10 protein-coding genes are annotated in these 12,215 nt (G+C 60.8%); 4 read left to right on the top strand and 6 right to left on the bottom strand.

Annotation, left to right across the window (positions count from 1 at the left end; translation table 11 throughout):
* Nucleotides 1–66: 66 nt before the first annotated feature.
* The 5 genes from araD1 to ACW9JE_RS23340 form a co-directional block, all read right to left on the bottom strand.
* A complete protein-coding gene (gene araD1 / locus ACW9JE_RS23360) occupies nucleotides 67–1,062 on the bottom strand; it encodes an AraD1 family protein (RefSeq protein WP_457434085.1) in 996 nt (331 codons plus the stop codon).
* Between the two features lie 52 nt (nucleotides 1,063–1,114).
* Nucleotides 1,115–2,290, bottom strand: coding sequence for an L-rhamnonate dehydratase (locus ACW9JE_RS23355; protein ID WP_175376138.1), 1,176 nt, complete (start codon nucleotides 2,288–2,290; stop codon nucleotides 1,115–1,117).
* Nucleotides 2,291–2,699: 409 nt separating this feature from the next.
* Nucleotides 2,700–3,704, bottom strand: coding sequence for a 4-hydroxythreonine-4-phosphate dehydrogenase PdxA (locus ACW9JE_RS23350; protein ID WP_457434084.1), 1,005 nt, complete (start codon nucleotides 3,702–3,704; stop codon nucleotides 2,700–2,702).
* Complete coding sequence (locus ACW9JE_RS23345) at nucleotides 3,701–4,672, bottom strand: amidohydrolase family protein (protein WP_457434083.1); 972 nt, start codon at nucleotides 4,670–4,672, stop codon at nucleotides 3,701–3,703. The genes ACW9JE_RS23350 and ACW9JE_RS23345 overlap by 4 nt, the downstream gene beginning before the upstream one ends.
* On the bottom strand, nucleotides 4,665–6,005 hold the full coding sequence (locus ACW9JE_RS23340) for an MFS transporter (protein WP_457434082.1): 1,341 nt from the start codon (nucleotides 6,003–6,005) through the stop codon (nucleotides 4,665–4,667). The genes ACW9JE_RS23345 and ACW9JE_RS23340 overlap by 8 nt, the downstream gene beginning before the upstream one ends.
* A gap of 500 nt (nucleotides 6,006–6,505) precedes the next feature.
* On the opposite strand from ACW9JE_RS23340, the gene ACW9JE_RS23335 reads away from it, so the two are divergent.
* The 4 genes from ACW9JE_RS23335 (at nucleotide 6,506) to ACW9JE_RS23320 (ending at nucleotide 10,645) form a co-directional block, all read left to right on the top strand.
* Nucleotides 6,506–7,522 carry a Bug family tripartite tricarboxylate transporter substrate binding protein gene (locus ACW9JE_RS23335; protein ID WP_224535868.1) on the top strand — a complete coding sequence of 339 codons (1,017 nt, stop codon included), beginning with the start codon at nucleotides 6,506–6,508 and terminating at the stop codon, nucleotides 7,520–7,522.
* A gap of 52 nt (nucleotides 7,523–7,574) precedes the next feature.
* Complete coding sequence (locus ACW9JE_RS23330; RefSeq protein WP_224535866.1) at nucleotides 7,575–8,108, top strand: tripartite tricarboxylate transporter TctB family protein; 534 nt, start codon at nucleotides 7,575–7,577, stop codon at nucleotides 8,106–8,108.
* Nucleotides 8,105–9,634 carry a tripartite tricarboxylate transporter permease gene (locus tag ACW9JE_RS23325; RefSeq protein WP_224535864.1) on the top strand — a complete coding sequence of 510 codons (1,530 nt, stop codon included), beginning with the start codon at nucleotides 8,105–8,107 and terminating at the stop codon, nucleotides 9,632–9,634. Before ACW9JE_RS23330 ends, ACW9JE_RS23325 begins: the two co-directional genes overlap by 4 nt.
* Before the next feature lie 69 nt (nucleotides 9,635–9,703).
* Nucleotides 9,704–10,645 carry a LysR family transcriptional regulator gene (locus ACW9JE_RS23320; protein WP_224535862.1) on the top strand — a complete coding sequence of 314 codons (942 nt, stop codon included), beginning with the start codon at nucleotides 9,704–9,706 and terminating at the stop codon, nucleotides 10,643–10,645.
* Between the two features lie 39 nt (nucleotides 10,646–10,684).
* On the opposite strand, the gene ACW9JE_RS23315 is transcribed toward ACW9JE_RS23320, so the two are convergent.
* Entirely contained in the window at nucleotides 10,685–11,548 is an 864-nt protein-coding gene (locus ACW9JE_RS23315) for a DMT family transporter (RefSeq protein WP_457434081.1), read from the bottom strand.
* Between the last annotated feature and the right edge of the window lie 667 nt (nucleotides 11,549–12,215).

Genomic DNA, 12,215 nt, shown 5'->3' with positions numbered 1-12,215 from the left:
TATGAACAACCACCAACCCTGTAGGAGCGAGGCTTGCCCGCGAAGAGCTTTACGCCGGTTAAAGCCTTACAGCGCACGCACCTCACCGATCGGCAACGGCTGTTCACTTTCACCAATGCCATTGACCAACGGCGCACCAAACTCCTCCAGGCTGATCTGGAAACGGTCCCCCGGCTGGGTCTTCACCCCGTCGGCAAACGACAGCGTGGCAGTGCCGAAGTAATGCACGTGAACATCGCCGGGACGCAGGAACTGCGCGTACTTGAAGTGATGAAATTCCAGGTTCGCGAGGCTGTGGCACATGTTGTCCTCGCCGCTGAGAAACTCCTTCTCCCATAGCGTCTGGCCGTCACGCTTGATGCGGCTGGTGCCGACCAGGTGCCGGGGCAATTCGCCGACGCGCAACTCCGGACCGTAGGAGCAGCTGCGCAGTTTCGAATGGGCCAGGTACAGGTAGTTGCGCCGCTCCATGACGTGGTCGGAAAACTCGTTGCCCAGGGCATAGCCGAGGCGATACGGCAGGCCGTCGTCGCCGATCACATAGAGCCCGGTCAGCTCCGGCTCTTCACCGGCGTCCTCTGCAAAGGGCGGCACCGGGAAGTCCGCGCCGGGACGCACGACGATGCTGCCATCGCCCTTGTAGAACCACTCCGGTTGCGCACCGACTTGCCCGTCCGCCGGTTTGCCGCCTTCCAGGCCCCACTTGAACATGCGCATGGTGTCGGTCATGCCGGCTTCGACCGCACCGTCCTGCTGGTGCATCTTGTCCCGCGTCGAAGCGCTGCCCAGATGAGTCAGGCCAGTGCCACTGATCAGACAGTGCGCCGGGTCTTCGTGGTCCAGCGGCGGCAGCACCCGGTGTTCGTGCAGCAACTGCGCATAATCGAGGCTCGTTTCGCTGCCACGCAGAATGGTTTCTTCCGCCAGGCTGCGCTCGGAACGGATCGCCGCGAGTGCCAGTTCGCGAGTGCTGCGAGTGTCCTTCAATACCTGGACCTGTGAGCCATCGACCACGCCCACCTGGCGATCGCCGTTACTGTTTTCAAATTGAATCAGGCGCATGTCGGCCTCCGCAAAGTCGTGGATGGCGCCGCCCGGGAGCGGCGCTTCAAGGTCACTCGATGATGTTGAATTCGCTCAGGAACTCATCGGAGATTTCCAGGCCCAGACCCGGCTTGTGATCGTCGAGCTGGATGTAGCCGTTGACCGGTTGCGGCTCGCCCTTGAACACGTAGTAGAAGAGTTCGTTGCCGACCTCGACGTCGAACACCGGGAAGAACTCGGCCATCGGCGAGGCGGTGGTGGACATGGTCAGGTGGTAGTTGTGCATCTGCCCGGCGTGCGGGATCACCGGCACCGACCAGGCTTCGGCCATGGCGTTGATCTTGCGCGCGGCGGTGATGCCGCCGACGCGGTTGGTGTCGTACTGGATCACGTCGACGGCGCGGCGTTCCAGCAGGTCCTTGAAGCCGTAGGAAGTGAATTCATGCTCGCCGCCGGAGATCGGCATGATCCCCATTTTTTTCAGTTCGATGTAACCCTCGATGTCATCGGCGATCACCGGCTCTTCCAGCCAGCGCGGTTCGAATTCCGCCAGTTTTGGCAGCATGCGGCGGGCGTATTCCAGGGTCCAGCCCATGTAGCACTCGAGCATGATGTCCACATCGGGACCTGCCAGTTCACGCAGGGCGCGGACCTGTTCGATGTTGCGACGCATGCCCGCCGGGCCGTCTTTCGGGCCGTAGCCGAAGCGCATTTTCAGCGCGGTGAAACCCTGGTTCAGGTAGCCCTGGGCTTCTTCGAGGAACAGGTCGAGGTTGTCATTGGCGTAGAGCTTGGAGGCGTAGGTCCAGATCTTTTCCTTGGTGCGCCCGCCGAGCAGCTTGAACACCGGCTTGTTGACCGCCTTGCCCATGATGTCCCAGATCGCGATGTCGATCGCCGAGATCGCCGCCATGCCGATGCCTTTGCGGCCCCAGGCGTGGCTCTGGCGGTACATCTTCTGCCAGATGTATTCATTGTCGAACGGGTCTTCGCCGATGGCGATCGGTGCCAGGTAAGTGTCGATGATTTCCTTGGCCACACGCGGCGCCAGGGCGCAGTTACCGATGCCGACGAGGCCGGTGTCGGTTTCGACTTCCACCACCAGCCAGCCGTGGAAACGGAACGAGCCCATGGCGTCGCCGCGTTCGAACAGGATGTCGCTGGCGTTGGTGCAGAAGTGCGCCTGAGGGGGAACGACTTTGCCTTTCCACTCGAATACGCGGGTACGGATCGCTTTGATTTTCATGAATACAGTTCCTTGCTGGCGCTTCTTGTAATTGTCGGGTCGTGTGCGCGGAACCGCCTGGTTGGCGGCTTCCGGCACTCGATGGAGCGACTTTAGCCAGCGCCCGGGGACTGCGGATAATCACTTATGCGTATCCGGCGATAACCTGGGGTGATATCGAAAAGCGGATATTGCCTGAATTGGGTTATCAGCTGATTTGGGCAAAAAATGTGGGAGGCATTGATATTGGCCAGACCTGAAAAACATTGTGGGAGCGAGCCTGCTCGCGATTGCAGACTGACAGTCACCATTGAAGTGTCTGTACTGCCGTCATCGCGAGCAGGCTCGCTCCCACAAAGGGGTCGGTGGTGAGCACTGATGTTGGCCACACCCGCTCCCACAGGGATTTAGGGTGTTTGGGGGATTGGGGTCAGTGGCGGCTGGCCCCCATTCGGCAGGCGATTTCGAAGGCCTGGCGGGTGGCGCCGACGTTGGCCTTGCCTTGGCCCGCGATGTCGAAGGCGGTGCCGTGGGCCGGGGTGGTGATCGGGATTGGCAGGCCGCCCTGCACCGTGACGCCGCGGGAGAAGCCCATCAGCTTGATCGCGATCTGTCCCTGGTCGTGATACATGGTCACCACCGCGTCGAAGGCGCTGGCATCACCCTGGACCTTGAGGAAAATCGTATCACCCGGGTATGGTCCTTCGGCGGCAATGCCCTGCGCCTGAGCCGTGCGAACGGCCGGCCCGATGATGTCGATTTCTTCCCGGCCGAAGGAACCGTTATCGCCGTTGTGCGGGTTCAAACCGCAGACGCCGATCCGCGGCTTCTCCAGGCCGCTGCGCTTGAGGGCGGTATCGATCAGTTCAATCGCTTCCACCACCCGCTGCTCACTCAGCATGCCCGGGACTTCGGACAGAGCGACGTGGGACGTCACTCGCGAAGTCCACAGATTGTCGAGCACGTTGAATTCACAGAACGGCCCGTGGAAATCCAGCAGTTCAGCGAACCAGTGCAGCTCGTCGTTGTGGGCCATGCCGGCCATGTGCAGCGAAGTCTTGTTCAGCGGGCCGAAAAGGATCGCGTCTGTAGTACCGGCCTCGGTCAGGCGCAGCGCCTGTTCCAGGGTATCGAGGCTGTAACGTCCGCCAATCACACTGGCTTCGCTACGCGGGAACTCTCCAACCGCAGCGCCGCGAAAATCGTAGAACAGCGGCGTGTCGTCGACGAACGACAACTGCTCAAGCGAATCCACCTGGCGATAAGGAAACTGCACACCGGCGATGTCCATGCCGCGACGCATTTCCGTTTCATCGGCAATCAGAATTACCTGTGCCTTGCTGCGTACTTCGGGCTCGGCGAGCAGCCTTGCGATCAGCTCCGGGCCGATGCCCGCCGGGTCGCCCAGGACCATCGCGATGGTAGTTTTTTTCATGCTTCACTCCTCAAGGGTTCAGGCTGCGCCCGGTCAATGGCGCAAGGCTCGCAGCGATAGGTGTGCTGCGCGTTGCTGTAGAACAGTCGCTCCTGATCGGCCACGGGCAGATCGGCGACGATGGATTTGAAACCGCTGTAGATGTCATCGAACGAGCCGCACAGGCTGTCCACCGGAAAGTTGCTGGCGAACATCACCCGGGCGGTGCCGAACATGGCGATCACCTCGCGCACGATCCAGGCGTTGTCGATGGCGCGCCAGGCCCTGCCCGCCTGGCCCAGCCCGGAAATCTTCACCTGCACGTTGGGCCACTGGGCCAGACGCGACATCGCCAGGCGCCAGCCGGCCAGGCCTTCGGCGCTGCGATCGCTGGGCAGGCCGGCGTGGTTGAGGATCAGCGTGGTGCCCGGAAAATCCCGGGCCAGGCGCTCGGCTTCGTGCAGGTTCCACCAGGGCGTCTGCAGGTCGAAATGCAGCCCCAGCCCTTGCAGCGCGGCATAACTGCGGCGCCAGTGTTCATTGCTCATCAGGCTGCGCACATGGCCGACCTCGGCCGGCGACACAGGGCCACCGGGTTTGTGCCGCACGCTGCGCACACATTTGTAACTCGCTTGCTCGGTGAGCACCGCGATGGCGTCCGGATGATCGAGCCAGGCTTGCGCGACGATCGCGTTCGGCACGCCGTAGCGGGCGGCCAGTTGTTCGATGAAGCGGGTCTCACCAATCGGATCCTGCGGGTCCCACTCGGTCTCGATGTACACCGTTTGCACGACGTTGTGGGGACCGGCATCGGCGAAGTAATCGTCGGGAAAATAACGACGCTTGATTGCACTGTAATCACCGTAGCGGAACGGGATATTCGCCTCGGGCGCGAGCCACGGATGATGGTTGATCGTCGGGTCCCAGAAATGGTGATGGGCGTCGATGATCGGGCCTTTCCATAGGCTTCTTGAAGACGACTCAGCCATGACGCACCTCATCCAGACTGATGAACAGGGTGGCGAGCACGAACACTGCCGAACACACCGCGAAGAACCCGAGCACCGGCGCGAAGCCACCGCTCATTTGCAGAATCACACCCACCAGGATCGGCACCGCAATGCCGCCGGTGCTGCCGGCCATGTTCATCACGCCGCCAATCAAGCCGACTCGTGCAGGCGCCGCCAGCAACGCCGGGAAGCTCCAGTAGAGGCTGCCCCACATCAGGAAGAACGCGGTCAGGGCCAGCAGCGCCACGGCGGCGTAGGGATTGCTCAAGGTCGGCAACAACAGGAAAGCGCCGAGGGCCACCACGCCGGAGAACGCCAGCAAGCTCTTGACCGCCACCCCGCGCCGCACGCCCTTGCGGATCAGGCCATCGCAGAGGAAACCACCGGTCAGCGAGCCCAAAGCGCCGCAGATGAAAATCACGAAGGTCGCCGCGCCAATGCCCTTGATGTCAAAGCCGCGAGCCTGGGAAAGATAACTCGGGCCCCAGGTCAGCAGACCGAAATACACCATCGCCCAACTGGCTCGCCCGATCAGCAGGCCGCTCAAGGAACGGGCGGCGATGCCCAATCCTTTGACTGGCGCACGGGCTGCCTCGGCGGCAGGCGTTGCTCGTCCGGCGTTGATCTTTTCCAGCTCCAGCGCATTGACCTGCGGATGGGTATTGGGGTCATCGCGCAGATAACGCCACGCCAGCCAGGCCAGCGCCAGGGTTGCGACACCGGCGATCACGAACGCCAGACGCCAGGAATCCAGCGCGACAATCAGATAGGCGATGATCAGGCCACCAAGCGCCACTCCCAACGGGCTGCCGCTGTCCATCAACACCGCGCCGCGACTGCGCTCGCTCGGCGCGAGCCACAGGGAAATCAACTTGCCACCGGACGGGAACAACGGTGCTTCCGAAGCCCCCAACGCCACGCGGGCAAACAACAACGACAGGCCGCCGGTGGCAAACGCCGCGAGTACCTGGAAGGTGCCCCACAAGCCGGTGGACCAGCCGATCACCCGATGCGGGCCGAAGCGATCGATCAGCCAACCGCCGGGAATCTGCAACAGCGCATAGGCCCAGAAAAAGCTGCTGAGAATCAGCCCTTGCATGCTCGGTGACAGGGAAAATTCGTTGGCGATGGTGGGCATTGCGATGGACAGCGACACCCGATCAATCAGGTTGACCATGGTCAGCGCAAAGATGATCGCGAAGATCCTCCAGCGCACATTGCTGGCCTTGGCGGCGGTGGCCTGCGGGATTGCAGCGGCGGCGGACGGAGCCTCGGCGCCGGGCAATTGCAGGGAAGCACTGGGACGAGCCATGGTGCGTACCTCTTTTATTATTTTTGTGAAGACGCCGCAATTTCGCGGCCTTGGCGAGCACTATCGAAGGCTCAGCGATAACCGTCTAATCAAACCTGGAAATAAGGCGATAGCCTCGAGTTATGGCACACGGCCCTTTCAATGAGCTTTCACCCCTCCAGCGACTGTTTCCACTTGTTTCCAGAACACCGCACCCTGTAGCAGCTGGCGAAGCCTGCGACCGACTGCGAAGCAGTCGTAAAATCAGCTAATGCGATGTTTCAGATAGACCTCGCACACAGGATTTGCGACTGTTGCGCAGTCGGACGCAGGCTTCGCCAGCTGCTACAGGTCTGCAACATTTGACCTGCACACTAAAGAGCTATAACCCCAGGCTATCGGTGTATGTATTGTTTTGACTAGACGCGACGACCCGACGTTCCCACACTCGGTCCAGGCTTGCGGCTTTACCGCGCAGACAAGTCACTCATAACAAATACAAAAACGAGGCTCTTTCAACCATGCGAAATGCATTCGTCCGTCGCACATCCCGTCTGATGCTTGGCTGCTCACTGATCGCCGCCGGCACCCTTCCTGCTCTCGCCAACGCGGCCTGGCAACCGGACAAGAACGTCGAAATCATCGTTGCCGGCGGTCCTGGTGGCGGTACCGACCAGCTCGGTCGCCTGATCCAGTCGATCATCACCACCCACAAGCTGCTCGACGTGAACACCATCGTCCTGAACAAGGGCGGTGGCAATGGCGCCGAAGCCTTTCTCGACATGAAGATGAACAAGGGCGATGCCGAGAAACTGGTGATCGGCACCAACAACATCTACCTGCTGCCGCTGGTCTCCAAGCTCGGTTACCAATGGCAGGAACTGACGCCGATCGCCGCAGTGGCCGAGGATGACTTCATTCTCTGGAGCTACAAGGGCGCGCCGTGGAAAGACGCGAAAGGCTTCTATGACGCGGTCAAGGCCGACCCGTCGAAACTGCGCATGGGCGGCAGCCAGTCCAAGGACGTCGACCAGACCCTGACCCTGCTGCTCAACCAGACCAACAACAGCAAACTGGTGTACATCCCGTTCAAGAGCGGCAGCGAGGCCGCCACGCAACTGGCCGGCAAACACATCGCCGCCAACGTCAACAACCCCAGCGAAAGCATCAGCCAATGGCGCGGTGATCAGGTCGAACCGCTTTGCGTTTTCAGTAAAGAGCGCATGACCTACACCGAAAAAGTCGCCGGCGACAAAGCCTGGGCCGACGTACCCACCTGCCACGAACAGGGCCTGGGCATCGATCAGTACCGCTTCCCGCGCACCGTGTTCATGCCCGGCGAAGTCAGCGCCGAGCAGCGCGCGTTCTACGTCGAACTGATGCGCAAGGTCACCGAGACCCCGGAGTTCAAGGCCTACGTCAAGCAGAACGCGCTGGTGCCGACTTTCCTCGAAGGCGAGCCGCTGACCGCCTACATCGAACATGACACCGCCCGCGTCACCCCGGTGTTCAAGGAAGCCGGCTGGCTGAAAAACTAAAGTTGTCCGGCCGCTCGCCTGCGGGCGGCCGTCCTCTGCTGGAGACGTTTTCATGTCCCATTCTTCGGATTCACCGGCGCTGGTCGGCACCCGCTGGGTCGAACTCGGCCTGGCGCTGTTCACCACTGTGCTTGGCGTGGTGGTGATGTTCGGCAGCTACGAACAAGGCATCGGCTGGGGCGACGCCGGCCCCGAGCCGGGTTACTTCCCCTTCTATATCGGTCTGCTGTTGAGCGCAGCCAGCATCGCCAACGGCGTATTGGCGCTGGTGCGCTGGCAGGTCTTGAGTGTGGCGTTCGTCAGCCGCAGTGCGTTCCGCCAGGTGATGTCGGTGTTCCTGCCTATTGCCCTTTTTGTCGGCGCCATGCCGTTCACCGGCATTTACCTCGCATCGGTCGTGTTCATCGCCTGGTTCATGTGGCGTGACACCGATCGCGCCAAACCTTATGGCAAGTGGATGATCGCCTGCGTGTCCATTGGCGCGGCACTGTTCAGCTATCTGGTTTTCGCATTGTGGTTCAAGGTCCCGCTGGATGCAGGTCCCCTGGGCGACGGTATTGCCCTGGCCTGGAGACATTTCAAATGAGCGAATTCGATTCCCTGCTGCAAGGCATGAACCTGATCCTCACCCCGGGTCACATCGGCCTGATGGTGGTCGGCGTGCTGCTGGGCATTCTGGTCGGCGTGTTGCCCGGCCTCGGCGCCCCCAACGGCGTGGCGTTGCTGCTGCCGCTGACGTTCACCATGTCGCCGGTGTCGGCGATCATCTTGCTGTCGTGCATGTATTGGGGGGCGTTGTTCGGCGGATCGATCACTTCGATTCTGTTCAACATACCCGGTGAGCCCTCATCGGTGGCGACGACCTTCGACGGCTACCCGATGGCCCGCGAAGGCCGCGCCGCCGAAGCCCTGACAGCCGCGTTCAGCTCGGCACTGATCGGCGCCCTGTGCGGGGTCATGCTGCTGACCTTCCTGTCGACCCGCATTGCCGAGTTCGCCATGTCATTCAGTTCGCCGGAGTTCTTCGCGGTGTATCTGTTGGCGTTCTGCACCTTCATCGGCATGAGCAAGAACCCGCCGCTGAAAACCGTGGTGGCGATGATGATCGGCTTCGCCATGGCGGCGGTGGGCATGGACACCGTGTCCGGCAACCTGCGCCTGACCTTCGACCAGCCGATGCTGATGACCGGCATCAGTTTCGAAGTGGCGGTGATCGGTCTGTTCGGCATCGGCGAAATCCTCTGCACCGTGGAAGAAGGCCTGGTTTTTCGTGGCGAGCATGCGCGGATTACGCCCATGGTGATTCTGCGCACCTGGGCCAAGCTGCCGCGCTACTGGTGGACGATCGTGCGCAGCACGCTGGTGGGTTGCTGGATGGGCATCACTCCTGGCGGTCCGACGGCGGCATCGTTCATGAGCTACAGCCTGGCGCGACGTTTCTCCAGGAACCGCGACAACTTCGGTAAAGGTGAAGTCGAAGGGGTGATCGCTCCGGAAACCGCCGACCACGCCGCCGGCACCAGCGCCCTGCTGCCGATGCTGACCCTGGGCATTCCAGGTTCCGCTACTGCCGCGGTGATGCTCGGCGGCCTGATGATCTGGGGCCTGCACCCTGGCCCGACGTTGTTCGTCGAACAGCACGACTTCGTCTGGGGCCTGATCGCTAGCATGTACCTGGGCAACGTGGTGAGTCTGATCGTGGTATTGGCGACCGTGCCGTTGTTCGCCTCGATCCTGCGCATTCCGTTCTCGATCATTGCGCCGATCATCATCATGGTCTGCGCCATCGGCGCCTACTCGGTGCACAACTCGTTCTTCGACGTGGTGCTGATGCTCGGCTTCGGCGCGCTGGGTTACCTGTTCAAGAAACTCGGCTACCCGATCGCCCCGCTTGTGCTGGCGGCGGTGTTGGGCGATAAGGCGGAAGATGCGTTCCGTCAGTCGATGCTGTTCTCGGACGGGCAACTGGGGATCTTCTGGTCCAACCCGTTGGTGGGCAGCCTGACCACGGCCGCCCTGCTGATGCTGTTCTGGCCGATGATTTCCAAAGCGCTGCAAACCCTGATCGGCCTGCGCAAATCCCCTGCCGCCAAGGCAAAATCGGTGCTGTGACACAGCAATGCTGGCAACGCCTGACATTTGTTGTCAGGCTTGCCGCAGTCTTTTCTACGAGCGCGGCCCATGACCCGAATTCCTGTTGCCAATGTGATCCACAGCCGTCTGCGTCTGCGCCAACTGCGCTTGATGCTGGCGCTGCAGGAATTGGGCTCGTTGCGCCGCGCCGCCGACCATATCGGCATGACCCAGCCGGCGGCGACCAAGATGCTCCACGAAGCCGAGGATCTGCTCGGTGTCGAACTCTTCGAACGTCTGCCCCGGGGCATGCGTGCGACCCCGTTCGGGGAAACCGTCATCTACTACGCGCGCATGGTGTTTGCCGAACTCAGCGGCATGCGCGAGGAACTGGTGGCACTCGAATCCGGCAACCTCGGTCGGGTTGCGGTCGGGGCCATTCCGGCGTTGGCGTCGGGGTTGTTGACCCGAACCATCGCGACGCTGAAACAAAGCCATCCGAGGTTGTCGATGAGTATTCAGGTCGATACCAGCGATGTGTTGGTGCAGGCGCTATTGCAGGATCAACTGGATGTGGTACTCGGACGAATCCCGGTCGGGGCACGGGCCGAAGAATTGCTATTCGACAGTTTGGGTGAGGAAGCCTTATGCGTGATTTGCGGCGCGGAAAATCCGCTGGCGAAGGAAACGCAACTGAGCTGGGCCGAGTTGCAGAACCAGACCTGGGTGCTGCAACAGCATCCAAGCCCGATGCGCGCAATCATCAATCAGGTGTTTCACAACGCCCGCGTCGATATCCCCAGCAGCATTGTCGAAACCACTTCGATCATGACCCTGCTCTCGCTGATCCAGCAGACCGATATGCTCGGCGTGACGCCGGTGTCGGTGGTCGAGGATTACCCTGGCCGCGACTTGCTGGCCGTATTGCCGATCAAGTTCGAGGCAAGGTTGCCGCCTTATGGCTTGATCACCCGGCGCCATCGCATTCAATCGTCGGCGATGCAGGCGTTCATGCATTCGGTGCGCGCCGAGCATACGCTGGCCAAATGAAAAGGCCCGGTGCAATCAATGCACCGGGCCTTTTTTGGTTTACGCGGTTTTACGGAATACGAAGAACAGACCGATGATGATCAGCAGCATCCCCAGCAGGCTCAACGCCGCCAGCTTGTTGCCGAAAATCAGGTAGTCCATCACCGCCGTCACCGCCGGCACCAGGTAAAACAGGCTGGTGACATTCACCAGATTTCCCCGGGCGATCAGGCGATACAGCAGCAAGGTCGCCAGCACCGACACCACCAGTCCCATCCACAGCACCGGTACGACAAACCCCGTGTTGTGCTCGAAATGAAACGGCTGGAACGGCACGAAGATCCCGCACAGCAGCAGTCCGGCGAGGTACTGCACGGGCATCGTGCCGAGGGGATTTTCAGTGATGCGCTTTTGCATGATCGAGCCGAACGTCATGCTCGCCAGCGCCAGCAAACCAAAGAGCATCCCGGCCAGCGACATACCGGCCAGACCGATGCCCTGATACACCACCATGATCAACCCGGCGAGCCCTAGGCACAGGCCGAAAATCCGGCTGGCCGAGCGCTGACGCTCCATGATCACCACCGTGAGGATCGGCTGAACGCCCATGATGGTCGACATCACCCCCGGCGTCACCTTCAGGTCCAGGGCCAGCAGATAGAAAATCTGATAAGCCCCCAGCAACACCACCCCGGTGGCCATCGCGTACTGCATCGGCTTCCCGCCCTTGGGCAACTTCAGCTTGAGCAACGGCACCAGCAACACCAGCCCGCACAGGGCGATGACGAAGCGAAACAGCAGAAAGGCAAAGGGAGATGCGTGAGCCAGGCCCCATTTGGAGAAAATCGCCCCGCTGCTCCACAGCAGAACGAACAGGCTCGTGGAAGTCGCCGCAAGCGCGGACTGTCTGGAAAAAGCAAACATGAATACCACCTGTAGTCAGGCAAAAAGCCAACTCAGCCGAAGCTGAAATTCAGTCGTTGTTTCAGGCGGGCGGCAGGGATCAGCAGAAAACGCCGATCAGCCCCGAATGCCAACACCCGGCGGTGAAACCACCGCGCACACTGGAGTGCGACTGACAGGAGGGGGGTAATGACTGATCTGCACAGGCTGCTGATTCCCGCACGGCACGACGCCAGCGTTGACCGCTGAATCGACTACCGCGTTGATGAGGGATGCAGGCATGGGCTGATCTTTTTGATGAGGTGGAGGGTGTGCTGAGAGACACCGAGCGCTGACTATAACCAGCGGGTGACATGAATTGCAATGACTTGAACAGTCAAAGGAGGAGAGATCCTCGTATCTTGAAAACTATGCAATTTATGACCAGCAATGGAGCGGGTATGCGTAAAGCTCTAAAAAAATCTAGGCAGAGGAAAGGCTGTGGCGCTGCTAGAAACAAGGCTATAGGGCTGACTGCAAGCCAACTGCGTTTACTCAATGCAGCGTTTGAAGGAGCCGCTACCGATGAGCCTGTCGGCGTTCTGGCAGGAGCGTCTTTCAAACTCTCCTCATAACGACACGCTCCCTGTAGGAGCTGCCGAAGGCTGCGATCTTTTGATCTTGTTCTTAAAAAAAGCAAAATCAAAAG

The organism is Pseudomonas sp. SDO55104_S430 (assembly GCF_054070595.1).
The sequence above is the reverse complement of the archived record's forward strand: the minus strand, read 5'-3'. Positions and strand labels throughout refer to the sequence as shown.

Bases quoted from the DNA above. Each gene is read 5' to 3' on its own strand.
- araD1 (WP_457434085.1), bottom strand. From the start codon at position 1,062: ATGCGCCTGATTCAATTTGAAAACAGTAACGGCGATCGCCAGGTGGGC.
- ACW9JE_RS23355 (WP_175376138.1), bottom strand. From the start codon at position 2,290: ATGAAAATCAAAGCGATCCGTACCCGCGTATTCGAGTGGAAAGGCAAA.
- ACW9JE_RS23350 (WP_457434084.1), bottom strand. From the start codon at position 3,704: ATGAAAAAAACTACCATCGCGATGGTCCTGGGCGACCCGGCGGGCATC.
- ACW9JE_RS23345 (WP_457434083.1), bottom strand. From the start codon at position 4,672: ATGGCTGAGTCGTCTTCAAGAAGCCTATGGAAAGGCCCGATCATCGAC.
- ACW9JE_RS23340 (WP_457434082.1), bottom strand. From the start codon at position 6,005: ATGGCTCGTCCCAGTGCTTCCCTGCAATTGCCCGGCGCCGAGGCTCCG.
- ACW9JE_RS23335 (WP_224535868.1), top strand. From the start codon at position 6,506: ATGCGAAATGCATTCGTCCGTCGCACATCCCGTCTGATGCTTGGCTGC.
- ACW9JE_RS23330 (WP_224535866.1), top strand. From the start codon at position 7,575: ATGTCCCATTCTTCGGATTCACCGGCGCTGGTCGGCACCCGCTGGGTC.
- ACW9JE_RS23325 (WP_224535864.1), top strand. From the start codon at position 8,105: ATGAGCGAATTCGATTCCCTGCTGCAAGGCATGAACCTGATCCTCACC.
- ACW9JE_RS23320 (WP_224535862.1), top strand. From the start codon at position 9,704: ATGACCCGAATTCCTGTTGCCAATGTGATCCACAGCCGTCTGCGTCTG.
- ACW9JE_RS23315 (WP_457434081.1), bottom strand. From the start codon at position 11,548: ATGTTTGCTTTTTCCAGACAGTCCGCGCTTGCGGCGACTTCCACGAGC.